This is a genomic window from Veillonella sp. (assembly GCF_018364065.1).
Taxonomy (GTDB): domain Bacteria; phylum Bacillota; class Negativicutes; order Veillonellales; family Veillonellaceae; genus Veillonella_A.
This window is the reverse complement of sequence record NZ_JAGZMO010000001.1, coordinates 322,186-348,942: the sequence shown is the minus strand read 5'-3', so window position 1 is coordinate 348,942 and position 26,757 is coordinate 322,186. Positions and strand designations below refer to the sequence as shown.

The following is a 26,757-nucleotide window of genomic DNA, read 5'->3' as shown; positions in this document are numbered from 1 at the left end:
AAGTAGGAGCAAATAGACAATGGCAATTCGATATCACATAGTGCCTAAGAAGAAGAAAAAGGCAGCTGTTCTAATTGAATCTACTAAAAAGAATATAAAGATTAAGCAGGTAGACTCGTCATTCAAGAACTTTCAGGCTCTGCAACGCAAGCTGGAAGCATGGTATGCGGAGAAGCACGTCAATTTTGATGCGGTGCCTCTCATGGAATCCACCATGTGCTCTTATGTTTGGGCGAATGAACCGATTCACGACCACACACTGGCAGAATATTACTATGCCGGTGGTTGCGGCGTGGGTGAATTAATTGAAGAAATAGAATATTTGCGTAAGAAGCAAGGGCTCATGCCTGATTACTCGGAGTATCCGGAAGGTATGGATAACAGTTTCGACAGCTACGGTTTCATTGAAGACGATGAAACGGACGATAGTGAAGAAGCTAATTACTCCGTATCCTATAGTGAAACTATGGCTGGCCGCGGTGTGAGCGTTGTCAGTGTGCCACGCTTCATGGATTACGACGAGTCCGGCGATGATTCGGATGATGTGTTTGCACCGTTTGATAATACCTCCTTGGATTTATTCGACGATACGCCGGTTATTTGTGACTATGTACCGGCTAAATCGACGCCTTCAGCGGGAGCTGAGACTAAGCAGTGGAAGGGCGGTGCCAATGGTGGCGGCGGTAATGGCAAGGGCCGACGTCGTAAAAAAGACGTAACCGACCCGGGCATGTTATTAGGTCCGGAAATTACGCATCCTGTTGTGACCATTGCATCCCAACCTGAAGGGGGCCGTAACCTGGTTTTCGAAGGGATGCCTTTGGAAGTAAATGTGCGTGAGCTTAAATCGGGTTCCGCCATTTTAACAGGGAGCATCGTGGATGACACGGAAGGTATCCGTTTCAACAAGTTCCTTGATTCCATTGATGAAGGTAAGGACTTAGCGAAAAAGCTGAGCAAGATGAAATGTGTGCAAATGTGCGGCGATGTAGAAATGGATGAACGGTTTGAACGGGACTTCGTTTTAAAATTGCGCAGCATTAAGGAAATCAAAAAAGAAAGCACACGAAAAGAAAATCGTGAAGACTCTCGCGTGGAACTTCATTTACATACGAAAATGAGTGATAAGGATGCGCTGGTTACTGTGTCCGACTTACTTAAAACAGTAAAAGCTTTTGGCCATCCGGCTGTAGCGATTACGGACCACGGCGTTATTCAGGCGTTCCCTGAAGCGCAGAAAGTGGCCAAGGATTTGGGCGTTAAGGTTATCTACGGTGTAGAAGCGTATTTAATCGACAACGAAGAGTCCAGCAAGCGCTACCATATCATTTTATTGGCGAAAAACATTGTAGGGTTGCGTAATTTGTACAAATTAGTAACCTTATCTCACTTAAATTACTTCAGCCGTCGTCCTCGTTTACCGCGTCAGGTCATTGAGGAACATCGTGAAGGTCTTATCATCGGTTCCGCCTGTGAAGCGGGCGAATTGATGCAGGCTATCGTGCAGGGCGAATCGAAGGAACGATTACTGGAGATTGCGTCGTTCTACGATTATTTGGAAATTCAGCCAATCGGCAATAACCAATTCCTTGTAAATAAGGGCATCGTGCCTGATAGGGAAAGTCTTGTTCAGATGAATAAGACCATCGTTGAATTGGGTGAACATCTGAATAAGCCGGTTGTAGCTACCTGTGACGTGCATTACCTCAATCCGGAAGACAAGATTTATCGTGAAATCCTGCTTACGGCTACAGGCTTTACGGATGCTAAAGATCAGCCGGACCTTCATTTGCGAACTACGGATGAAATGCTGGAAGAGTTTGCATACTTAGGTGAAGAAAAAGCCTACGAAGTTGTAGTTACAAACTCTCGCATGATTAATGACAGCATCGATACTTTGTATCCGGTGCCGGACGATAAAATTACGTATTCGCCACAGATTGACGGTGCGGACGAAGCACTGTCTGATATGTGCTACAAAAAGGCGAAGGAAATTTATGGCGATCCGCTGCCTAAGGTGGTAAAGGATCGTTTGGAATACGAACTGGAACGTATTATAGGGAACGGCTACGGCGTGTTGTACTACATTGCCCATAAGCTGGTAAAAAAATCCCTCGATGACGGTTACCTCGTAGGTTCCCGTGGGTCTGTAGGTTCCTCCTTCGTAGCGACCATGGCGGATATTACAGAAGTAAATCCGTTGCCGCCGCATTACATTTGTCCAAAATGTAAGCATAGTCAGTTCTTTGAAAAAGGCGAGTACGCCGGTGGTTTCGACTTACCGCGAGCCAACTGTCCTGAATGCGGTACGCCTCTCAAGACTAACGGCCATGATATTCCGTTCGCTATCTTCATGGGCTTCCAAGGGGATAAGGTGCCGGATATTGACTTGAACTTCTCCGGTGATTACCAGCCGAAGGCCCATAAGTACACGGAAGAACTATTCGGCCGCGACAACGTATTCCGCGCCGGTACAATCGGTACGATTGCGGAAAAAACAGCCATGGGCTATGTGCGCAAGTATGCGGAAATTAACGGCAAACAATATCGTCGCTCCTTCATCATGAAATTGGCACAAGGTTTTACGAAAGTAAAAAATACCACCGGTCAGCATCCGGGCGGTATCATGGTTTGTCCGCGTAATATTGATATTCATCACTTTACGCCGGTACAACATCCGGCCAATAAAAAGGACAGCGGCATTATTACGACCCATTTCGATTATCACTCCTTCGAAGGGCGTATTACAAAGCTAGATATTCTGGGGCACGATGATCCGACGATTATTCGTATGCTCGAAGATATTACGGGCGTAGATATTCAAACTATACCGTTTGACGATCCTGATACATTAAGTCTGTTCTCATCCACGAAAGCCATTGGGCTTACGCCGGAACAGCTCATGGGGGATAAAGTTGCTTCGCTGGCTGTACCTGAGTGTGGTACGGGCTTCGTACGACGCATGTTGGAAGACTCCAAACCGAAATGTTTCTCCGACATTGTGCGTATTTCCGGATTCTCTCATGGTACGGACGTGTGGTTGAACAATGCGCAAACATTGATTACCAGCGGCACCTGCCAGTTGAATGAAGCGATTTCTACGCGCGATGACATCATGAACTTCCTGATGCATCGCAATATTGCACCTCTTACGGCGTTCTCCGTCATGGAAAATGTGCGTAAAGGGAAGGGGATTGAAAAGAAAAATTCCCAAGGGGAAGTGGTTACCGGTTATGAACAGGAAATGCGCGACGGCGGTATTCCTGACTGGTTTATCGATTCCTGTAAAAAAATCGGGTACTTATTCCCGAGAGCCCATGCGGTGGCCTATGTAATGATGGCCTTCCGTATTGCATGGTTTAAAATTAATTATCCGCTCGCTTTCTATGCCGCTTATTTCTCCATTCGCGCCAAAGCGTTTGACGTGAAGATTATGCAGCGAGATTTAAACGGACAGATGGCTGAATTTAAGCGACTGAAAGAAGTTGTAGATGAAGCGAAGAAGTTCAAGAAGAACAGCAACAAAGAAGAAGATATGATGTCCGCTTTGGAAGTATCTATGGAAATGTTGCAGCGCGGATTCCAATTCTCTTCACCGGATTTGCAGAAGTCCGATGCCCGTCGTTTTAAAATAGTAGATGGTAAACTCTTACCGCCATTTTTAGCAATTGACAGCTTAGGGGAAAAAGTGGCTGACGCAATCGCGGCAGAACGGGAAAAAGGTCCGTTCACATCCATTAAAGATTTGCGTCGTCGTTGCGGCGTTTCACAGACGCTCATCGAAAAGATGAAAGAGATTCATTGTTTCACAGACTTACCGGATGATGAACAGATCAGTTTATTCGGCTAAGTTCCAAGGAGGTCAGTATGACAATAAAAGTAAAAGAACCGGTTTGGATTGGCGTAGACGTGGGAACTACCGGTGTTCGCGCCACAGCGTACACTGCTACAGGCAAAGCCGTAGCTACCACAGAAGCTTTCTATGCGTTGGAAACACCGCAGTATGACCGGGCGGAACAAAATCCCCAACAGATTTACGATGCTGTAGAAGAAGTAATTCGCGGTACTGTACAAACATTGCAGTACAAATTGGTTACTATTTCCGGTCTCGCCTTGAGCTCTGTAATGCATAGCTTTATCCCTCAAGATAAAGACTTCCAGCTCTTAGGCAATATGATGACCTGGGCGGACAGCCGCAGTGCGGCCATTGTACGCCGCTTGGAAAAAGACGAAACTTGTGCGAACTTCTACTTCAATACAGGTTGTCCCCTCCATGCTTGCTATCCGTTAGCTAAAATTATCTGGGTAAAAGAAAATCAGCCATCCATTTTTGAACGAATGGCTCACATCGGCTCCATTAAAGATTACATTTTCCGCAACTTAACCGGCGAATGGGTAACAGATAAATCTGTAGCCAGCAGCAGCGGTTTATACAATGCCCATAAAGAAGAGTGGGATGAAGAAATTCTCGCTTTCATCGGCATTAAAAATGAACAATTGCCTCAAGTTGTGTCTACTACATACAGCAACTCCTTATTGGCTCCTGTAGCGGAACGTCTTGGTTTGCCTGCAGGCCTGCCGGTTGTTATCGGTGCCACCGACGGCGTATTGGTTAACGTAGGTATTGGTGCCGTTTCCGCCGGTCAGTTGAGCTGCACCATCGGTACAAGCGGTGCCATTCGCATGCTTACTAACAAACCAAGCATGGATAAACAGAAACGTACATGGTGCTACAACTTGACCGATGATATGTGGGTAGCCGGCGGTGCCATCAACAATGGTGGTATCATCATGCGCTGGATGCGCGACCGCATTCTTCATTTACATGGACCTCAAATGGAACAGCTCGACGTGGATCCATACGATTTAATGACTATGAAAGCGCGCCACGTACCTGCCGGTTCCGGCGGATTGATTCTTCTGCCATTCTTTACCGGTGAACGTGCTCCATACTGGAACTCCGACTTGCGCGGTGCATTTGTTGGTCTTTCTTTGAACCACAGCCGTTCCTATATGATTCGTGCCACTATGGAAGGCATCTGCTACAGCCTTCTTTGCGTACTTCACGCCCTTCGCGACTTTGAAGACGTAAAAGACATTCGCGTAAGCGGCAGCTTCACGAAGTCTGAATTGTGGTTGCAGATTATGGCGGATATTTTCAATGAAGATATTACCTTGCCGACCAACAGTGAAGGCGCTTCCTTCGGTGCCGCCGTATTGGGCTTCATCTCCGACGGTACATTGAAAGACATTACCGATACAGCTGAACTCGTTCAGGCACAGGAAATTTACAAGCCAAAAGAACAACATCGTCAAGTATATGATGAATTAGTGGCTATCTATAAATCACTCTATAACAACATGAAAGACGATTTGGCTCGTCTGGTAACATTCCAGCAAGACCATCCGTTCAATCGCTTGTAATACAGATACAATCGTTTGCAACATCTGTGTAATTGGTAATATGGGTGCAATTGCTTGCAACATAGGTACAATTGTTTTATCAGCACAGCTGATTGAAAAATTAAGCAATTACGGATACTGTTAAACGACAATAAATAAACACTGTAAAATGACTGAGAAGCCGGCAGGCAGGAGAGCTTGCCCGTCGGTTTTCAGTGACTATATATGGAGTTTTATTTTTTTCATGGCCTTGAATGAAAGGAGGCGTCAAAATGCCACTCATTATTTTGGCATTAGGTATAGTTTTACTATTTTTCCTAATTGTAAAACTAAAAGTAAACAGCTTTTTATCCTTGCTGTTAGTGTGCGTCGTAGTAGGGTATGCGGAAGGTCTTCCAATTGATCAGATTTTCCCTACAATTCAAAAAGGGTTAGGTTCCACCTTGGGCGGCTTAACAATCGTTGTAGGCTTCGGTGCTATCCTTGGTAAATTAATGGCTGACAGCGGTGGTGCACAGCGTATCGCCACTACATTAATTAACATCTTCGGACGCAAAAATGTGCGTTGGGCAGTTTGTCTGACAGGTTTTATCGTAGGTATTGCGTTGTTCTATGAAATCGGCTTTGTACTTTTAATTCCTCTTATCTTTACAATCGCCGTATCTGCAGATATTCCTCTTCTTGAAGTAGGTATGCCAATGGTAGCGGCTTTATCCGTAACTCACGGTTTCTTACCGCCACATCCGGGCCCTACAGCCATTTCCGTATTATTCAATGCGGACATCGGCAAAACATTGATTTACGGTTTAATCATCGGTATTCCAACCGTAATCATTTCCGGTCCTTTGCTTTATAACACAGCAAAAGATATTAAAAACTCCATTCCGGAAGGTCTTCACAATGACAAAGTCTTCACTGAAGAAGAAATGCCTTCCTTCTGGAGCAGTATCTTAACTGCTTTGACTCCGGTAATTTTGATGGCTATCAACACAATCGGCACCATGGTAGGTGTTCCAAAAGATACTGTGTTATACCATATCCTCAAATTCATCGGTGACCCAAGCGTAGCCTTGTCTATCTCTATTTTGGTAGCGTTCTATACATTCGGCTATGCGCGCGGTAAAACTACGAAAGAAATTATGGAAACCTCTGAAAAAGCTATCTTAACAGTTGCCATGATCCTCTTCATCGTAGGTGCCGGCGGTGCGTTAAAACAAGTATTGATCGACAGTGGTGTAGGTACCTATATCGGTTCCTTGGTAAAAGATGCCAACCTATCCCCATTGTTCCTCGCTTGGTTAATCGCATCCGTAATCCGTATCTCCGTTGGTTCCGCAACCGTAGCGGCTATGACAGCGGGCGGTATCGTAGCGCCACTTATTGCTACAACAGGCGTTAGCCCTGAACTTATGGTAATCGCCGTTGGCGCCGGCAGCGTAATCTTCAGCCCGCCAAACGACCCTGGATTCTGGCTCTTCAAAGAATTCTTTGGATTGTCAGTAAAACAGACAATGCGGACGTGGTGCGCAGTAGAAACATCCATCGCCATTTGTGGCTTGATCGGTGTTGAACTTTTGAACTTATTTATTTAACATAAAAGCCTCGGGCCTTACCTCCTTTGCTCCCTTTGCTTCGCAAAAAGGTCGCTACAGGAGGAAGGCCCAAGGCTTTTTTACATTAGAGCAACTTTAGTAAACAAAACTTCAACACCTTCGTAACGCCCGAAACTGGCGATGGATGTTTTGGGGGAAGGAAAGTGTAATTTAGAGCATCCTGTGTCCCCAAAAGGTCGCTGCAGGAGGAATTCCCGGGGCTTTATCTTTAGAATAATTTACCTCATTAACTAAAATTTCAACACCACAATATTCACCACGAAATTGGCAATGGAAGATTCTCCTTTGTTCCGAAAAAATTCGTTGCAGGAGGAAGCCCCAAGGCTTTTTTACATTAGAGCAACTTTAGTAAACAAAATTTCAACACCTTCGTAATGCCCGTAAATGACGATGGATGTTGGGGGAGGAAAAATGAATACCTTTATATCACACGAGTTTTGCTATGGCTGCGCCGGTTGAGGAATGGTCTTTTTCGGATGTAATGTAGAAGCGTGCAATGGAGGGCTGTTGAATCAATTTTCGAAGGGACCTTTTTTGCGAAGCAAAGGGGAGCGAGAGAATTGATTCAACAGCCCATAACACACATTGCAAAAAGAAAAAGATTTTCCTCTAAACCGCTTGCCATAGCACTTCTTCGTGTGATATACTCTTAAGGTATGAAATTACGCACGCAGTTTGATTCAATGTCTGTGTCAGGAATTGTCCTGATTTATATTGGAGATGACGCTGCGGAGGTTATTTAACAGGAGGTGCCAACATGGCAGTAGTATCAATGAAACAATTATTGGAGGCCGGCGTACATTTCGGTCACCAAACAAGAAGATGGAACCCTAAGATGGCTAAGTACATCTTCACTGAACGTAATGGTATTTATATCATCGACCTTCAGAAAACAGTTAAAAAAGTAGAAGAAGCGTATGATTTCTTACGCGAAGTAGCTCAAAACGGTGAAGTAGTACTTTTTGTAGGTACTAAAAAACAAGCTCAGGAATCTGTAAAAGAAGAAGCTGAACGCTCCAACATGTTCTACGTTAACGAACGTTGGTTAGGCGGTATGTTGACTAACTACAAAACTATCGAACTTCGCGTTAAACGTTTGAAAGAGTTAGAAAAAATGTCTGAAGACGGAACTTTCGAACTTCTTCCTAAAAAAGAAGTAATCGGTCTTCGTCATGAAATGGAAAAATTAGAAAAATACCTTGGCGGTATTAAAGATATGCCTAAAATGCCAGGTGCTTTATTCGTAGTTGACCCTAAAAAAGAACGCATTGCAATTGCGGAAGCTAAAAAATTAGGTATCCCTGTAGTGGCAACTGTTGACACTAACTGCGATCCTGATGAAATCGATTTCCCAATCCCTGCAAATGATGACGCTATCCGTGCCGTTAAATTGTTAACAGGCAAAATGGCTGACGCTATCATGGAAGGTTGTCAAGGCGAATCTTTGGACGAACAGGGCGAACACCAGGAAGCTGCTGACCAAGCATTAGCACAAATGGTATCCGACTCCGTTGACATGGTTCAGGACGGTCAAGGCTAATAAAAACCAATGAGTGAGGACGAATCATTACGCTATACGTAATTTAATTACATAAAGTCATAGATGATTCACTTACTAATTGATAAAAATTGTAAAACAATATAAAATTAGGGTAAGGCTATTATGACCTTACCTTAATTAATGTATAGGAGGAATATTTGAACATGGCTATTACTGCTGCATTAGTAAAAGAATTGCGTGAGATTACAGGCGCAGGCATGATGGATTGCAAAAAGGCGTTAACTGAAGCCGACGGAAATATTGAAAAGGCGATTGACCTTCTTCGTGAAAAAGGCTTGGCAGCTGCTGCTAAAAAAGCAGGCCGTATTGCTGCTGAAGGTGTTGTTGCTTCCTATATTCATGGTGGCGGCCGAATCGGTGTTCTCGTAGAAGTTAACTGCGAAACTGACTTCGTTGCTAAAACTCCTGACTTCCAGGAATTAGTAAAAGATATTGCTATGCAAATCGCTGCAGCAAACCCTCTTTACTTAAACCGTGAAGAAGTACCTGCTGAAGTAATTGAACATGAAAAATCAGTTCTTTTAGAACAGGCTAAAGCTGAAGCCGCTGAAGATGTTAAAAATGGCAGAAAACCAAAACCTGAAGCAGTGCTTGAAAAAATGGTTGTAGGCCGTGTAGAAAAATTCTATAAAGAAAACTGCCTAATGGAACAAGTTTTCATTAAAGATGGTGACAAAACTATTACTGATGTTATTACTGAAAAAATTGCTAAGATCGGTGAAAATATCAACGTACGTCGTTTCGTTCGCTACGCTTTAGGCGAAGGAATTGAAAAGCGCCAGGACGACTTCGAAGCTGAAGTTCGTGCAGCTGCTGGTCAATAAGATTTAACAGATAAGAGAACACCGTCCAGTGTTCTCTTATTTTGCAATAAAGGAGTATAGCGATGAGTGATAGAAAGTTTAAACGTATTGTATTAAAATTAAGTGGTGAAGCATTAGCCGGTGAACAAGGTTACGGCATTGACCCTATCGTAGTTGAAGAAATTGCAAAAGAAATTGCAGAACTTGCTAAAACTACAGATCTTCAGATTGCCATCGTAGTTGGTGGCGGCAACATTTGGCGTGGTCTTGCAGGCAGCGCTAAAGGTATGGACCGTGCCAGTGCAGACTACATGGGCATGATTGCTACTGTAATGAACTCGTTGGCATTACAGGACGCATTGGAGAACTTGGGTGCAGCTACCCGTGTTCAGACTGCCATTGCTATGCAGGAAGTAGCTGAGCCATATATCCGACGTCGCGCCATTCGTCATTTAGAAAAAGGACGCATTGTTATTTTCGCAGCCGGTACAGGTAATCCATACTTCTCAACGGATACAACCGCTGCACTTCGCGCCGCAGAAATCGAAGCTGACGCCATTTTAATGGCTAAGAAATTTGCTGACGGTGTATACGACAGCGATCCTCGCACAAATCCTGATGCGAAGAAATTTGATGAATTAACATATATGGATGTTATCAGTCGCGAACTTAAAGTTATGGATTCCACATCCACCACTTTATGTAAAGACAACAACATTCCAATCGTAGTATTCAGCATGGACATTCCGGGCAATATTACTCGCGCTGCCAAGGGAGAAGTTATAGGTACTATTGTAAGAGGAGAAAAATAATGGATATTCAAGCGCTATTGAAACAAGAAGAAGCTCGCATGGATAAAACAATCGATTCTTTAAAACATGAATTCGCATCTATCCGCACAGGCCGAGCAAGCACTTCCTTACTGGATACAGTAATGGTTGATTATTATGGTTCCCCGTCCCCGATTAATCAGGTAGCCGGCGTAACTGCTCCGGAACCACGTTTAATCTTAATCAAACCTTGGGACCGTTCCATGATTGGACCTATCGAAAAAGCTGTTTTACAATCCGATTTAGGCTTAAACCCAAGCAATGACGGCGAAGTAATTCGTTTAGCTATTCCTCAATTGACGGAAGAACGCCGTAAAGAATTAGTTAAAGTTGTTAGCAAACGTGCTGAAGAAGCTAAAGTTGCTATCCGCAATATCCGTCGTGATGCCAACGATGCTTTGAAAAAAGAAGAAAAGGCTAAAACAATCACTGAAGATGATGTGAAAGACGGTCAGGAACAAATTCAAAAATTAACTGATAAAAAAGTCAAGGCTATCGACGATTTAAGAGACAAGAAGGAAAAGGATGTATTAGAAGTATAATGCAAACTTCTTCGATTATAGGATTACCTTGGCAGCTCGCAGAAGGATTACTGCGGGCTGCCAAAATCCCTTTTGCAGTGACCATAGGAGATAATTATAACCGCTTTTTTACAGTGGCAGACTCCAACTATTATGTCGGTCGCGTTACGATTGACAAACAAAAACCGGAGGTATGGCAGATTTTGCTGTTCCGACCTATGATAGCCAGTGAATTCGAAAACTGCAATGAGGTACAATATGCTAAAGAGTTTATTTCGTAAACAAAATCCACAAGGCGGTGAAGGTGCAGCGCCTCTAGATCCGAATAATATTCCCGCTCATGTGGCAATTATTATGGACGGCAACGGTCGATGGGCAAAACATCGTGGCATGCCGCGCACCATGGGTCATCGTGCCGGTGCGGATGTATTGAAGAAAATTGTTATCGCCGCCAATGATATGGGCGTAAAAGCGTTAACTGTATATGGCTTTTCCACGGAAAACTGGAAACGTCCTGCTCAGGAAGTATCTCTCTTGATGAGTTTGATCAAGGAATATTTGCTTGGCAATGTGCGCGATATGCACGAACATAATGTGAGAATTCGCTTTATCGGTTTTATCGGCGGATTGTCTGAAGAATTACAGCAGATTATTAAAGATGCTGAAGAGTTAACCATGAATAATACGGGCCTTACCTTACAGTTGGCGATCAACTATGGTGGGCGCGATGAAATAGTACGGGCCGTAAAACATGTTGTGGCTGATGTACAGAGCGGACAATTAAGTCCGGATGATATAACGGAAGATTATTTTGGAAGTTGTTTATATACGCAGGAATTTTCTAATGTGGATTTATTGATTCGCCCGAGCGGGGACTATCGAATCAGTAATTTTTTATTATGGCAACTGGCGTACGCGGAGTTTTGGTTTACTACGACCAACTGGCCTGACTTTACCCCTGCCATTTTAGAGGAAGCGGTTCGTGCGTATCAACAGCGTGAACGTCGTTTCGGCGGGTTAAAAGTGGAGGAGTAGTATGTTAAAGACACGCGTCATAACTGCTCTAATAGGGTTTATTATAGCGATAATAGCCATTACGCTGGGCGGTTACTGGTTCAGCGGGCTCATTTTATTATTAACATTATTAGGGTGGCATGAGTACACCGGCATGATGCGAAAACTTGATATGAAGTTACCGGAGGCGTGGGGATTTATCTTTACCGCCATTATCATGACGTCCCTTGTATTCCATCAGTATAAATGGGCACTTATCAGCTCCGTCGGTGCTGTTATGCTCCTCAGCATTATTTACATTTTCAGTTCGAGACGCATTACCATTGATGTATTGACCTATGCTTCGTTCGGGTTCTTTTACATTAACGGCGGTTTTGCGGCCTTGCTGATTTTGCGTGAAAATTCAGCCTATGAATTTTTCTCTATGCCATTTACAGCGCCTCATATGGGTGAACTCATGGTATGGTTACTATTGTTCTGCACATGGGCCAGCGATACGTTCGCCTATTTTGCAGGACGTAAATGGGGTAAACGCCGTATTGTACCGAGAATCAGCCCGAATAAGACCTTGGAAGGCTTTATCGGCGGTTTCATCGGTTGTGTTTTTACGGCTATCGTTTACTCCTGGATTACAGGTATTCCTGTAGGCCTAGGCGCTATGATCGGCTTATTAACCGGTATTGTGGCACCATTAGGCGACTTATTTGAATCAAAATTAAAACGGCATTGCCATTTAAAAGACTCCGGTGTATTATTGCCGGGCCATGGCGGCGTATTGGACCGCTTTGACAGCCTTTTATTCGCAGCGCCTATGATATTAGCTTACTTGCTCTAAGTCAGTTGCTTTAATTTATACGCATTGACTCATTTGCTTCAGCTTATTTGCGCTAAGTTATTTGCGTTGACTTATTTGCTTTAACTTATTAACTCTAAGGGAGAACCTTTCATGAAAAACATAAGCATACTGGGATCGACCGGTTCCATAGGAACACAAACCTTGGACGTGGTTCGTCAGCATCCGGATTTATTTTCCGTAAAAAGCTTAGTTGCTTATAAGAATGTTGATTTATTGGAAGCCCAAATTAAAGAATTTCAACCTGAAATGGCCGGTCTTGTAGACGAAGCGGCCTATAAGGAGCTGGCAGCCCGCTATTCGGGCCCAACGAAGCTCTTAGGCGGCAAGGAAGCCTTAATGGCCGGTGCCACCTGGGATACGGCAGACATGGTTGTTACCGCCGTAGTAGGCGCAGCCGGTATTGAACCGACCGTAGCCGCTATTAAAGCGCGTAAAACAATCGGTTTGGCCAATAAAGAAACACTCGTAGCAGGGGGACCTCTTATTACGTCTCTTTGCGAAGAATATAATGTGAAATTACTGCCTATCGACAGTGAGCACAGTGCTATTTTCCAATGTTTGGAAGGGCAGGAGCGCCACAACGTTGACTCTTTGCTGATTACCGCATCGGGCGGTCCTTTACGCACTTGGCCAAGTGAAAAATTACCAACGGCTACGGCGGCGGACTGCTTAAAGCATCCTACATGGAATATGGGCAGCAAGATTACTATTGATTCCGCCACTTTATTTAATAAGGGCCTGGAAGTTATTGAAGCACACTGGCTATTCGGCTTTGATTTCGATCACATTAAAGTGACAGTTCACCCACAGAGTATTGTTCATTCCATGATTATGATGAAGGACGGTGCTATTTTGGCACAGTTGGGCAATCCGGATATGCGCGAGCCTATACAATATGCGCTTACCTATCCTGATCGCAAGCCGCTCCATATGGATGTACTTACATTCGACAAAGCGTTGCAACTGGAATTTTTCCTACCTCGTTATGATGATTTCCCTGCCTTGCGTTTAGCCTTTGAAGTGGGCCGTGCAGGCGGATTTAAACCTGCCGTATTCAATGCAGCTAACGAAGAGGCCGTTTATGCCTTCTTAGACGGCAAGATCACCTTCGGCGGTATTTATAAAACTGTTACGGCAGTGCTGGAACAGATGGAAACGGAACCGGAATTTACGTTGGAAAATTTACAACGCATAGATTTATGGGCCCGTGAAAAGGCAAAATCGTTCATTAAATAGGAGATAGAATATTGTTAACTCTACTTGCCACGATTTTTGTATTTGGGATTATTGTATTCATTCATGAGTTGGGCCATTTCGTAACCGCTAAAGCAAGCGGTATGCGCGTTGATGAATTTGCCATCGGCTTCGGTCCGGCACTTGTGAAGAAACAGTATGGCGAGACCTTATACTCAATCCGGGCGATTCCGTTGGGGGGCTTTAATAAAATTGCCGGTATGATGCCGGATGAGCCCCTTGATGATCGTTCGTTTTTAAATAAACCGGTGTGGAAACGCTTTATCGTTATTTTTGCCGGCGCATTTTTTAACTTTTTGCTGGCTATTGTTATTTTCTTCGGTGTATTTGTTACGTATGGACAGCAAACACCGTCTACAGAGCCTGTTATCGGCCGTATTGTAAGCGATTCGCCGGCTGTTGCGGCTCATTTGGAAGAAAATGACCGCATTACATCCATTAACGGTCAGCCTGTTAAAGTGTGGTCTGACATTACGACTCAGTTAAAAGGCACTGAAAACACAGTGGTTACTATGATGATTGAACGCAATGGCGAAAGCCGCGAAGTGTCAGTCATTCCCACAGAAAACAGCGGTCGCGCTATTATCGGGATAAATCCGGTAATTAACTCCACGCCGTATAGTGTGGGAGAAGCGGCTCAGTTATCTGTAGTGGGAACCATTGCCATTTTAAAAGAAATGGTGAATACTTTGTGGCTCATGATTACCGGTCAGGTGGCCGCACAGGTATCCGGCCCGATTGGCGTAGCGCAGGCGGCCGGTACGATGGCACAGTTCGGCTTTGTGTACTTGCTGAACTTTACAGCTATCTTGAGCTTAAACTTGGGGGTTATCAACTTGCTGCCTGTTCCGGCATTGGACGGCGGTCACTTGATTCTCCTCATCATTGAAGGTATTACAAGAAGACGTATGCCGCCAAAGGCATTACAATATATTCAACTGACAGGTGTTATTTTACTCATCGCTTTATTTATTTATGCGACGACTCATGATATAAGCCGTCTGTAATGTAGGAGTTACCTATGATTAACAGAAAAGAAACAACACGAATTAAGGTGGGCGATGTACCAATCGGTCATTTTGCGCCTATCAGTGTACAGTCCATGATTACCACCAATCCGGTGGAAACGGAGAAGGCGATTGCGGAGATTAACCGCTTAGCCGATGCAGGCTGTGATTTAGTGCGCCTTGCCGTGCCTGACATGGCCGCAGCCAAAGCAATCAAGGCTGTTCGTGCAGGCAGTAAAATTCCGTTAATTGCGGATATTCATTTTGACTATCGTTTGGCTTTGGAAGCTATCGATAATAACATTGACGGTCTTCGCATCAATCCGGGCAATATTGGCGGTATTGAAAATGTATTGGCCGTTATAAAAAAAGCGAAACCGAAGGGAATTCCGATTCGTATCGGTGTTAACGCCGGTTCCTTACCTGCCCATATTCTGGAAGCTTACGGCGGTCATCCTTGTGCTGACGGCATGGTGGAAGCCGCTCTTGAACATGTGCGCATCTTGGAGTCCATGGATTACAGGGATATGAAAATTTCCATTAAGGCTACAGATGTGCCGCTCATGATCGAAGCGTATCAGAAGTTATCTGACAAAGTTAATTATCCACTTCACTTAGGTGTTACCGAAGCGGGGACAATCCGTCAGGGGACCGTTAAGTCTTCAATCGGTATCGGCGCATTGCTCGCACAAGGGATTGGCGACACATTGCGTGTATCTCTCACAGGAGATCCGATTCACGAAGTGGAAGTAGGTAAGACTATTTTGAGTTCTCTCGGCCTTAGAACCTATGGGGCCACCATGATTTCCTGCCCGACCTGCGGTCGCTGCCGCGTGAACTTGTTCAAGTTGGCGGAAACAGTGGAAGAGCGCTTGAAAACAATTAAAGAACCGATTCGCGTTGCTGTCATGGGCTGTGTGGTAAACGGTCCGGGCGAAGCGCGTGAAGCGGACTTCGGTATTGCCGGCGGCGACGGTCGCGGCATCGTATTCCGCAAAGGTGAAACCATTAAAACTGTGGATGAAAGCGAACTAGTAGACGCTTTATTCCATGAAATAGAAACGTATTTAGAGTCAAAGGAGTCATAGTAATATGTTAGCCAGTAAATTGTATGCCCCAACCTTACGAGAAACACCTGCTGATGCAGAGGTAATCAGTCAAAAGTATATGCTTCGTGCCGGTATGATTCGCAAGATGGCGGGCGGTTTGTATTCTTATTTGCCTTTGGCTTGGAAAAGTATCCGCAAGATTGAAGCGATCATCAATGAAGAAATGAACAACATTGGCGCTCAGGAAGTAATGATGCCGATTCTTCAGCCTGCTGAAATTTGGCAGGAATCCGGCCGTTGGAATGTGTACGGTAAGGAAATGATGCGTATTAAGGACCGTCATGAACGTGAATATTGCTTAGGACCAACTCACGAAGAAATGATTACGAGCCTTGTAAGAGGGGAAGTTAACTCTTATCGTCAATTACCGCTCACATTGTATCAAACACAGAATAAATATCGCGATGAACGTCGTCCTCGCTATGGCTTAATGCGCAGTCGCGAATTTATCATGAAAGATGCATATTCATTCAACTTGGATGAAGCTGATTTAGATAAATCCTATCACGATATGTACAATGCATATAGCAATGTATTCAGCCGCTGCGGTTTATATTTCAAACCGGTAGAAGCTGACTCCGGCGCTATCGGCGGCAGCAACAGCCATGAATTCATGGTGCTTGCTGAATCCGGTGAAGCTGATGTTATTCACTGTACAAAATGTGATTATGCAGCCAATATTGAAATCGGTAAACCGGGTGTACTGCCTGGTGACGGTGAAGCGCCTAAAGCATTGGAAATTGTAGATACGCCTGATGCTAAAACTATTGATGCCGTAGCAGAAATGCTCAACTTGCCGTTATCCAAAACAATGAAAGCTGTTGTACTTTCCGTTGACGGTGTCGTTGTATTGGCTATGGTTCGCGGCGATCATGACGTGAATGAAATTGCTGTACAGCATGCAGTAAACGGCAATATTGAACCGGAAATGGCTACTGAAGAACAATTGGAAAAAGTAGGTCTTGTAGGCGGCTTTATCAGCCCTGTAGGCTTACATCAATCTGATGACTTCAAAATTGTTGTGGATGAATCCGTTATGACTATGAACAATGGTTGTGGCGGTGCCAATAAAACAGATGCACACTATATCAACATCAATCCTGAACGCGATTTCGATGTAAATGACATTATTGTGGCTCCAATCCGTTTAATTACGACAGAAGATAAATGCCCTGTATGTGGTGGCGACCTTCGTATTGATAAAGGAATTGAAGTAGGTCAGGTATTCAAATTGGGAACTAAATATAGTGAAGCTATGAATGCTACCTTCCTCAACCAGGGTGGTCGTCCTACACCATTCCAGATGGGTTCCTACGGTATTGGTGTATCTCGTACATTGGCGGCGGCTATTGAACAGTATCACGATGAAGACGGTATTATCTGGCCACGCGCCATTGCACCGTATGAAGTGGTAATTGTGCCAATTAATGCGAAAGACGAAGCGTTGATGACATTGAGCCAGCGTTTGTATCAGGACTTGATGAAAGGCGGCGATGTGGCACCGGCTGATATTTTATTAGACGATCGCAACGAACGCGCAGGCGTTAAGTTTAAAGATGCTGATTTAATCGGCTATCCTCTCCGAGTAACAGTAAGTAAGAAATCCTTGGAAAGCAATACAGTGGAAGTTCGAGTTCGCAAAACCGGCGAAGTATTCGATGTACCTGTAGACAGCTTTGCAACGGAAGTGGCTAAACTGTTAGCTGATTTATAATAAATCTGCCTAAGAAAACAGTCGATAGGGAACGACAAGCCTATCGACTGTTTTTATGTGGTAAATCTATGTGACAAATGTGATGGTAAAACCTTGTATAAAATGATAATTTAAGTCATAATAAAAGATGGAGTATTATGGAATAATCTCAATATGTTATTAGAACGCTTACTGCGTATATTTTATACAGGAGGTCTTAGCATGTTAGTCGGTTTTCATATGCACAGTACTGCCTCTGACGGCACTATGAAACCACAAGATTTGCGTGCAGCGAATGCTGCAGCAGGGATTCGTGTTATGGCTTTAACGGATCATGACACTGTGGAAGGTGTTGTGGAGTTAATTAATAACCCTATTTCGGATATTGATGTTGTAGTAGGCTGTGAATTCAGTTCCACATATAATGATAAAGACGTTCATATCTTAGGGTATTCGTTTGACTATAAGAATAAAGAAGTATTGGATTATATTTCATTCTTTAAAGCGAATAGACTATCCCGTATCTTTGAAATGATAGAGCGCTGTCAACAGAATGGGTATGATGTATCTAAAGAAGAACTGCTTGAAGCATTTCCTGACACAAACTCCTTGGGACGTCCGCACTTATCTCAGTTATTAATAAAAAAAGGGTATGCAGAAACAACAAGCGAAGTGTTTAATACAATTTTAGACCGTAAGAGCCCTTGTTATGTACCAAAGTTTAAAGCGGAGCCAAATGATGTGATTGATTTAATACATCGCGCAGGCGGTATAGCAGTTATGGCACATCCTGTTTTAATTAAATCTGATGAAGATGTATTGGAGTTATTGAAACTGCCTTTTGACGGTTTGGAAGTGTACCATGTTAAACAAAGCGCTGAATTATCAAAACATTACCGTAAAATGGCGGTAGAACATAATCTGTTAATTTCCGGCGGCTCCGATTATCATGGTATTCTTGACAAAGAACCACTTCGTGTTGGAGATTTCTTGATCCAAAGTGAAGATGTAGCGGAATTTTTAAAAGCTGTTACTGAATAGGGAAAGCCCTCTCTGTTACGGAATACGAGAACACACCTCTATTACTGAATAAGAGAACATATCTCTGTTACTGAATAGGAGAATATATCTATGGAAGTTATAGCATTTGTAGGTCCCAGCGGCACAGGAAAAAGTCATAGAGCCTTGGTTGTGGCCCATGAGAATCATGCGGAATGCATCATTGATGACGGCATTTTAATTCATAACAACCGTATTGTAGCGGGTTTTTCTGCGAAAAAAGAAGAAAGCCGTCTTAAAGCGGTTCGCCGTGCTATCTTCCAGGATCCTAAGCAGGTAGCTTCGGTGAAAGAGCAACTTAATGTAATCAAACCGGAACGTATCTTGATTTTAGGTACGTCGGAAAACATGGTTAGCAAAATCGCGAAGGCTTTGGATATTGACGCGCCAAGCCGCTATATTCACATTGAAGACATTGCGTCCAGCAAAGAAATTGAAAAGGCACAGGTGTCCCGTCTTAAAGAGGGGAAACATATTATCCCTGTACCGACCATGGAATTGAAACCTCATTTCCAAGGGTACTTAATTGATCCGATTACGTCTATTTGGCGTCGTAAACGGTTTTCGAAGAACGGCCCGGCAGAGTTTGAAAAATCGGTGGTTCGCCCTGTATTCAGTTACTACGGCAGCTTGACCTTTTCAGACAATGTTGTAGAGTCGATTATAAAAAACAGTTTGAGAAAAATTAAAGATATTGCAGGCTGTTCCGATATAGATATTAAAAAGTCCCAGAAGGGCACCAATGCGTTAGCATTAAACATGGGAGTCACTCTGTATAGAGGGCGTCCTGTGAAGACAATAATGAATGAAATGCATAAGTATATTTGCAATGATATAGAATACATTACCGGTATGTCGGTGGAGCGTCTGGCCATTGTGGTTGACGGTATAGTAGCTCCCCAAATGTAGCGGTATGGCTTAGGTTAGCAGTTTTGGAGATTAGAATGAAGACTTATTATATTTTTACATATGGCTGTCAGATGAATGAAAGTGACTCGGAGCGCCTGGCTCATCAATTAGAAGAAGCAGGCTACGAAAGCACGGATAATTTTGAAACGGCTGATTTGATTATTTTGAACACCTGCTGTGTGCGCGAAACGGCGGAACATAAGATTTATGGCCGCATCGGCGAATTGAAGCACTTGAAGGCGAAAAATAAAGATTTAATCATAGCCATTACAGGCTGTATGGCTCAGAAAAATCAGGCGGATATGTTTAAGCGCGCTCCACACATTGACATCGTGTTGGGCACTCACAACTTGCGCCATATTAATGAAATGGTAGCGGAAGTGCAGCGCACGCATAAACATCAGCTCAATGTAGAAATGGATAATTCCGTATTACATGAATTGGAAGCAAAACCAAGCGGCACATTCTCCGCATGGGTACCGATTATGAACGGTTGTAACAAGTTCTGTACATACTGCATTGTTCCGCACGTGCGCGGCCGTGAAATCAGCCGTTCCATCGACGCTATCGTGGCCGATGTGACGAAACTCGGTGCAGACGGTTATAAAGAAGTGACCTTGTTGGGGCAGAACGTAAACTCCTATGGTTTGGACTTCAAGGACGGCACACATTTCGGTACCTTGATTGATGCATTGGATCATATTCCGGGCATCGAACGCATCCGCTATATGACAAGTCATCCGCAGGATATGAATAAGGAAATGATTGACGCTTTGGGGCGTTCTTCCAATGTAGTAACACAGCTTCATTTGCCGATTCAATCCGGTTCCGACCGTATTCTTAAGAAAATGAACCGCCGTTACACAGTGGAACATTATAAAGAATTAATCGATTACTGCCGTAAAACGATTAAAGGGTTAACGTTGACAACGGACCTGATTGTAGGTTTCCCCGGTGAAACGGAGGAAGACTTCCAGGATACGTTGCAATTATTAAAAGATATTCGTTACGACATGGCCTACACATTCATTTTCTCCAAGCGCTCCGGTACGCCGGCGGCCACTATGGAAGACCAGGTGCCTGAAGAAGTTAAACGCGTGCGTTTACAGGCTCTCATGGATGTGCAGAACGAAATTTCCCTGGAACTTAACAAGGAAATGGAAGGTCACGTGTACGACATTATTGTGGAAGGTCCAAGCCGCAATGATGAAGATGTTTGGTTCGGCCGTACGTCCGGCAATAAGATGATTCTATTCCCTAAGGATGAATCGCTGAGAATCGGTGACACGGTGCAGGCCAGAGTGGACAAAGCACAAACTTGGATTTTATACGGTACGATTGTATAAGAATTTGCGCATGCCTATACTGTTACAGTATAGGCTCGCTTTTGCTAATGGTGATGGAGGCGTAGATGAGTAAAAAACAAACGCCCATGATGGATCAGTATTTCTCCATTAAAGATCGATATAAAGAGGAGCTTTTATTTTTTCGTCTTGGTGACTTTTACGAACTATTTTATGATGATGCCTTAACTGCATCTCGCGAACTGAATATTACCCTTACGGGACGTAATTCCGGTGAAGAAGAGAAAGCGCCTATGTGCGGCGTGCCGTATCATGCAGCGGAAGGCTACATCGATAAGCTGATAAAAAAAGGCTACAAAGTAGCTATCTGCGAACAGGTGGAAGATCCGAAGACGGCGAAGGGCATTGTAAAGCGCGATGTAATCCGCGTGATTACGCCGGGCACGGTGCTTACGGAAAACGGTACAGAAGCGCGTGAAAATAACTTCCTCGCACTGTTTTATCGCACCGCTGAGACATTGATTCTCATCTTCTGTGATGTATCAACCGGCGAAGTAATTTGGGACCGCATCCGTCATGGAGAGCGGCAATCCGCCATTTACGACTCCTTTTCCATGTATCGTCCGTCCGAGATTGTAACCATCGGAAATATTCCCTTAGGGAAAGAGCTGGAAGAGTTCATTGCGGTGCAATTGAATCAGGTGGCCTTATCGCCATTTGATCCGGATGTGGACTTGAATGCGGTTCGTAGCCAAAGCATGTCTCATTTCAGCGATGCCGGCCTTTTGGAAGAAGATGTACTGGAAGGTCTCGGCTATTTGCTTACGTATTTATCTACGGTTATTAAAACCGATATTTCTCATATTAACTATCTCCATCCATTACAGATAGGAGACCGCATGGTTCTCGATACGTCCAGTTTGCGCCATTTGGAAATTTCTCACAACTTGCGCGACGGCGGTACGAAGGGCACCTTGCTACAGGTGTTGGATAAAACATTGACACCTATGGGGGCTCGTTTGTTGAAACAATGGGTGGAAAGTCCCCTCATGGACGTTCATCATATTGAGCGACGCCAGCGCAGTATTGCGGAGATGGTGGCGAAGCCGATTGAACAGGGACGATTGCGTGAGTTATTGGATGTAATCTTCGACTTTGAACGCATTTTGGCCCGCGTGGAAACCGGTTCTGTTTCGCCAAGAGATTTTACAGCCCTTCGTGAATCATTGCGTATTCTGCCTGATATAGTTGAATTGGGCAAAACCTATGAAAGCTCCTTACTGACCGAAATTATCGGTGAGGTGGGACTCCATGAAGATATTTATGACATTTTATATAGAGCCATTGCGGAACAGCCGGCGCTGACTTTAAAAGACGGCCGCGTTATTCGCGACGGCTACAATGCGGAGCTGGATGAGCTTCGTTCCCTGGCAACGAACAGCCAGCAGTGGTTGCAGCGTTTGGAAGATGAAGTACGAGAGAAGACCGGGATTCGTTTGAAAACGGGTTATAATAAAGTCTTCGGCTATTATTTCGAAGTGTCCAATGCGAATAAAGATATGGTTCCTGACTATTTCATCCGCAAACAGACATTGACTAATGCGGAACGTTATATTACGCCTGAATTAAAAGAGTTTGAAGTTAAAATTTTAAGTGCGAAGGAGAAAATCGTCGCCTTAGAACAAAGTCTTTACCAGGAGTTGCGCGAGCACGTAAAAGGGGCTGTGAAAGAGATTCAGAGCACTGCTCGTGCTATTGCGAAACTGGACGTATTGGCCAGCTTGGCACAGGTGGCGTACGAGGAAAATTACATTTGTCCGACCATGACAATGAACGGACAGATTACTATTCGCGATGGCCGCCATCCGGTTATTGAAAAACTTTTGAAACGGGAAGTATTCGTTCCGAATGATGTAAATCTTAATCATCAAGGGGAAGAGTTCATCTTGATTACGGGCCCTAACATGGCCGGTAAATCAACCTACATGCGTCAGGTAGCGTTACTTATGATTATGGCGCAGCTCGGTTCTTTTATCCCTGCACGAGAAGCGGTAATTTCTCCGGTCGATCGTATTTTCACACGCGTAGGCGCCAGCGATGATATTTCCACCGGCCAAAGTACGTTCATGGTGGAAATGAAGGAGGTGGCGTACATTTTAAATAATGCTACGTCCAACAGTCTGTTAATCCTCGACGAAATCGGCCGCGGTACCAGTACGTTTGACGGACTGAGTATTGCCCAGGCCGTAGTGGAATATATTTGCAAGCACATTCACGGCAAGACCCTATTTGCTACGCACTATCATGAGCTCATCTGCATGGAAGAGACGTATGAGAAACTGAAGAACTATACAGTGGCTGTTAAAGAAAAGGGCAAAGATGTAGTGTTCTTACGCCGTATTGTACGTGGCGGTGCGGACCGCAGCTATGGTATCCATGTAGCTAAATTGGCGGGCCTGCCAAACTCCGTTTTGAAGCGGGCGGAAGTCATTTTAGAAGGGCTGGAAGCAACGGCTGAAGACTATAATCCTGTCAATCAGGCAGGCGCAGGCGGCAGCCGTGCCGGTGCGTCCGGTGCAGGCAGTGACGCTGAAGGACAAGGCGTAAAGCCGGGTTCCACAATTATGGGCCAACGTGCCGGCGAACCTGTTTCGGCAGGCTATGGCGGGAATTTATTTACCAACTCCGTCGTTGATGAACTGCTGGCCGTAGATATTATGAGTTTAACACCGATTGAAGCACTTAACGTTCTCTTCAAATTACAGGAGGACGCTCGTAAAGGAGGTGTATAGTTATGGCACAGATTCATGTACTTGATGAAGTGACGATAAATAAAATAGCCGCCGGCGAAGTGGTGGAACGCCCTGCGTCCGTCATTAAAGAGTTGTTGGAAAACTCTTTGGACGCCGGGGCCACCTCCATTGAAGTGGAAATCGCCGACGGCGGTGTATCCTATATGCGAGTTACGGACAACGGTTCCGGTATGACCGAGGAAGACGCTCGATTGGCTGTGTTGCGCCATGCAACCAGTAAGATTCGTTCCGTTGATGACTTATTCGACATTGCATCCCTCGGATTCCGCGGTGAAGCATTGGCGAGTATTGCCTCCGTATCTCATTTTTCCTTGGTGACCCGGCCTGTAGATCAGGAGTTGGGCACACGCATTACTATTGACGGTGGTACCGTTACCGACTGCATGCCTTTCGGTGCGCAGCCCGGTACAACCATTGAAGTGCGCGATTTATTTTATAATACGCCTGCACGACGCAAGTTTTTAAAGACGGAGCGTACGGAAACGGCTAAAATTCAGGATATTGTGGGTAAATTGGCCCTCAGTAATCCTCATGTGGCCTTCAAGCTGATTAACAATGATACAGTGAGCATTGTAGTGCCGGGGAACGGCAAACTTATGGACACGGTGGCCGCTTTGTATGGCTACAAAGTGAGTAATGATATTTTCCCTATCGCCTATGAGGCGGAAGGAATCGTTGTGGAAGGTGTGGTAAGTAAACCGACCCTCTTAAAGAGCAGCCGTATCTGGCAGACCGTTGTGGTGAATAATCGCGTGATTACGGATAAAGCGATTATGAAAGCCATCGACAACGCCTATCACGCGCTCCTTCCGAAAGGCGGTTATCCACTAGTACTCCTTATGATTACTGTACCGCCTGAATCGGTAGATATTAACGTGCATCCTCGCAAGAGCGAAGTAAAATTCAGCGATGACAAGCCTATTTTCAAGGCTGTATATCATGGCATTTTACAGGCCTTGCAGCATCCGTTACAGCAGCAGGGCGGAGATAGCTCCACGTTAGGAAGTTCCCCATATGGAACTACTGAAAACAGCGGCCCACGAGAATTTTTCGGCGGTCCTCAGTCCGGTGACGGTTCCTATACAGGTTCGCAATCGTTTAGTGGAGGGAACTCCATGGGGGGCTCTAATGACTCTATTCCCTTTTCCGTGGGTAATGGCACTGATCAATTAGGTCAGTGCAATGATTTAGGTCAGTCGGAGCAAACAATCGCGACGGCGGTTAATTACGATACATCATTTACGAAATTAGGTCGTGAACGCCTTTACGATATAGATATTGATCCCATTGAAAATGTGCCGGAACAGGCACAGGACCGTTCGAAGGTAAACGAGTTTGTTAATAAGTTACGCCGCGAAGGGTATGAAGCGCCGGAACGTGTTAACTATCGGGAAGAATCATGGGTTGACAGCGGTGACTTTGAAATCGGTACGTCCGCTAGAAATTATACGGATGAAGACAAAGCCCGTTTCCATGAAATTGCAGAAGCTAACCGCCGCCAGAACTGGCAGGATGGTGACGCTCCTTATGGAAACGACTATAGCGCATCCGGTGCGTCGGCTGACGGCATCGGCACTACATCCCGTTCCGATTTAGAGCGACAAAGTGTGACCGTCAATACAACCGGCTTATTGCCGCTTGGTCAGGTAGCGGCTTGTTATATTTTGGCTAAAAAAGACGAAAATCTGTATATCATCGATCAACATGCGGCACATGAACGCATTCGTTATGATAAACTCTGTAAGTCCGCAGAAGCAATTCCTATGCAGGAGTTATTAATTCCTCAATACGAAGAAGCGGATGAAGAAGAGCTGATTTTAGTAGAAGAAAAACAGGACATTTTACAGAACTTGGGCTTCCAGGTTGTGCAGGGCGGTCCAACGCAGGTGAAGATTGAAGGCTTGCCTGTAGATTTAGTGGAAAGCAAGGCCTTTGAAATTTTGCGTTACGTATTTTCATTATTAAAAGACGAGCAGATTCCTACAAAGGCACAGCTTCGTCACGAAATGCTGGCTTACGCGTCTTGTCGCGGTGCCATCAAGGCCGGTCATACACTGAATACGTATCAGATGGCCGTACTTATCGAAGAATTATTTAAAACAGACAAACCATATGTATGTCCTCATGGCAGACCGACGATTATTAAGTTTACGCCTGAGGAAATGGGGAAACTGTTCTTACGAAGTTAAGACATAAAGTTATGGGCAGGAGGAAATGTATGCGGTCCGCGTTTGTTACAACATCACAGAATGTAGGTGCAGCCGAGATTCACGCTGCCCGTCATGCGGCTTCTTTACTTAATCTTCCTTATGTGGAGCGCAAGAAGCACTCCATGAGCAAGTTGCAAAGTCTTTACGGCGACTCGGATATTTTAATCATGAGTAAGCAGGGGCCTCAACTCTATACGGGCGAAGGTGTGAATCACAAGTTCCATCTGTCCATGGCTCAGCTGCGCATTATCGCTTATGATCGGGGGCAGACGGAGCATTTGCTCAATGCCGTCGGCAGTGAACCGATAGAGTCCTTTTTGGACTGTACGGCCGGTCTTTGCAGTGATTCCCTTATGGTAACCTATAGCCATCCGGAGCTGGAGCGGCTCTATGCACTGGAAGGTAATCCATTGCTCGCCTATATCAGCAATTACGGATGTCGCCACTTTGTTCATGAATCGCAGCAGGTGACCGACGCGTTGCGGCGCATTCAGGTCTTTGCACTGCGCTACGAAAGCGTGTTAGCTCGGGCCGATTCTGACAGTATTGACATTGTTTACTTCGATCCCATGTTTGAAGTGCCTGTAACGGAGAGTCCCCAATTCCTCGGACTTCGCGGTCATATTGTGGAAACACCTCTTACGGAGGCAATGCTCAATGAGGCAAAGCGGGTGGCACGGAAAAAAGTTATTGTAAAAGAACGACCGTTTGCCACAGTGTTTAAAACATTCCCGCCTGACTATGTGGAGGGCGGTACCTACAGCCGCGTGGCGTATGGTGTGTATGAAGTGTAAGAAA

At 44.7% G+C, this 26,757-nt stretch carries 20 protein-coding genes; all 20 read left to right on the top strand.

The features are described from left to right. Window positions 1–19: 19 nt before the first annotated feature. The 20 genes from KHZ77_RS01605 (at window position 20) to KHZ77_RS01510 (ending at window position 26,753) form a co-directional block, all read left to right on the top strand. A complete protein-coding gene (locus tag KHZ77_RS01605) occupies window positions 20–3,850 on the top strand; it encodes a PolC-type DNA polymerase III (RefSeq protein ID WP_295194993.1) in 3,831 nt (1,276 codons plus the stop codon). A 17-nt stretch (window positions 3,851–3,867) separates the two neighbouring features. Then, on the top strand, window positions 3,868–5,424 hold the full coding sequence (locus KHZ77_RS01600) for a gluconokinase (protein WP_295194991.1): 1,557 nt from the start codon (window positions 3,868–3,870) through the stop codon (window positions 5,422–5,424). A 251-nt stretch (window positions 5,425–5,675) separates the two neighbouring features. Further along, window positions 5,676–6,995: a gluconate:H+ symporter gene (locus KHZ77_RS01595; protein WP_295194989.1), complete on the top strand. Its 1,320-nt coding sequence runs from the start codon at window positions 5,676–5,678 to the stop codon at window positions 6,993–6,995. A gap of 778 nt (window positions 6,996–7,773) precedes the next feature. Continuing rightward, a complete protein-coding gene (gene rpsB / locus KHZ77_RS01590) occupies window positions 7,774–8,556 on the top strand; it encodes a 30S ribosomal protein S2 (protein WP_295194987.1) in 783 nt (260 codons plus the stop codon). 164 nt (window positions 8,557–8,720) lie between these two features. After that, the gene (gene tsf / locus KHZ77_RS01585; protein ID WP_295194985.1) at window positions 8,721–9,401 is read left to right on the top strand and encodes a translation elongation factor Ts; all 681 of its coding nucleotides are present in this window, start codon (window positions 8,721–8,723) and stop codon (window positions 9,399–9,401) included. Between the two features lie 62 nt (window positions 9,402–9,463). Next, a complete protein-coding gene (gene pyrH, locus KHZ77_RS01580; RefSeq protein WP_295194983.1) occupies window positions 9,464–10,192 on the top strand; it encodes a UMP kinase in 729 nt (242 codons plus the stop codon). Next, window positions 10,192–10,752, top strand: a complete 561-nt coding sequence (gene frr / locus KHZ77_RS01575) for a ribosome recycling factor (RefSeq protein WP_295194981.1) — start codon at window positions 10,192–10,194, stop codon at window positions 10,750–10,752. The genes pyrH and frr overlap by 1 nt, the downstream gene beginning before the upstream one ends. Continuing rightward, entirely contained in the window at window positions 10,752–11,012 is a 261-nt protein-coding gene (locus KHZ77_RS01570) for a hypothetical protein (RefSeq protein ID WP_295194980.1), read from the top strand. The genes frr and KHZ77_RS01570 overlap by 1 nt, the downstream gene beginning before the upstream one ends. Then, window positions 10,990–11,766 carry an isoprenyl transferase gene (locus KHZ77_RS01565; RefSeq protein ID WP_295194978.1) on the top strand — a complete coding sequence of 259 codons (777 nt, stop codon included), beginning with the start codon at window positions 10,990–10,992 and terminating at the stop codon, window positions 11,764–11,766. The genes KHZ77_RS01570 and KHZ77_RS01565 overlap by 23 nt, the downstream gene beginning before the upstream one ends. Before the next feature lies 1 nt (window position 11,767). Further along, on the top strand, window positions 11,768–12,580 hold the full coding sequence (locus KHZ77_RS01560) for a phosphatidate cytidylyltransferase (protein ID WP_295194976.1): 813 nt from the start codon (window positions 11,768–11,770) through the stop codon (window positions 12,578–12,580). 111 nt (window positions 12,581–12,691) lie between these two features. Beyond that, a complete protein-coding gene (locus KHZ77_RS01555) occupies window positions 12,692–13,837 on the top strand; it encodes a 1-deoxy-D-xylulose-5-phosphate reductoisomerase (RefSeq protein WP_295194974.1) in 1,146 nt (381 codons plus the stop codon). Between the two features lie 11 nt (window positions 13,838–13,848). Further along, window positions 13,849–14,862, top strand: a complete 1,014-nt coding sequence (gene rseP, locus KHZ77_RS01550; RefSeq protein WP_295194971.1) for an RIP metalloprotease RseP — start codon at window positions 13,849–13,851, stop codon at window positions 14,860–14,862. Between the two features lie 14 nt (window positions 14,863–14,876). Continuing rightward, window positions 14,877–15,950, top strand: coding sequence for a flavodoxin-dependent (E)-4-hydroxy-3-methylbut-2-enyl-diphosphate synthase (gene ispG, locus KHZ77_RS01545; protein WP_295194970.1), 1,074 nt, complete (start codon window positions 14,877–14,879; stop codon window positions 15,948–15,950). A 4-nt stretch (window positions 15,951–15,954) separates the two neighbouring features. Next, window positions 15,955–17,685, top strand: coding sequence for a proline--tRNA ligase (locus KHZ77_RS01540; protein ID WP_295194969.1), 1,731 nt, complete (start codon window positions 15,955–15,957; stop codon window positions 17,683–17,685). Between the two features lie 201 nt (window positions 17,686–17,886). Then, window positions 17,887–18,705 (top strand): PHP domain-containing protein, encoded by an 819-nt coding sequence (locus KHZ77_RS01535; protein ID WP_295194967.1) that lies wholly within the window; start codon window positions 17,887–17,889, stop codon window positions 18,703–18,705. A 90-nt stretch (window positions 18,706–18,795) separates the two neighbouring features. After that, window positions 18,796–19,632 (top strand): hypothetical protein, encoded by an 837-nt coding sequence (locus KHZ77_RS01530; protein WP_295194965.1) that lies wholly within the window; start codon window positions 18,796–18,798, stop codon window positions 19,630–19,632. 35 nt (window positions 19,633–19,667) lie between these two features. Beyond that, window positions 19,668–20,978, top strand: coding sequence for a tRNA (N6-isopentenyl adenosine(37)-C2)-methylthiotransferase MiaB (miaB, locus tag KHZ77_RS01525; RefSeq protein ID WP_295194963.1), 1,311 nt, complete (start codon window positions 19,668–19,670; stop codon window positions 20,976–20,978). Window positions 20,979–21,043: 65 nt separating this feature from the next. Next, the gene (gene mutS / locus KHZ77_RS01520) at window positions 21,044–23,728 is read left to right on the top strand and encodes a DNA mismatch repair protein MutS (RefSeq protein ID WP_295194961.1); all 2,685 of its coding nucleotides are present in this window, start codon (window positions 21,044–21,046) and stop codon (window positions 23,726–23,728) included. Window positions 23,729–23,730: 2 nt separating this feature from the next. Then, the gene (gene mutL / locus KHZ77_RS01515) at window positions 23,731–25,938 is read left to right on the top strand and encodes a DNA mismatch repair endonuclease MutL (protein WP_295194960.1); all 2,208 of its coding nucleotides are present in this window, start codon (window positions 23,731–23,733) and stop codon (window positions 25,936–25,938) included. Window positions 25,939–25,967: 29 nt separating this feature from the next. Further along, the gene (locus KHZ77_RS01510) at window positions 25,968–26,753 is read left to right on the top strand and encodes a class I SAM-dependent methyltransferase (protein WP_295194958.1); all 786 of its coding nucleotides are present in this window, start codon (window positions 25,968–25,970) and stop codon (window positions 26,751–26,753) included. Window positions 26,754–26,757: the final 4 nt, after the last annotated feature.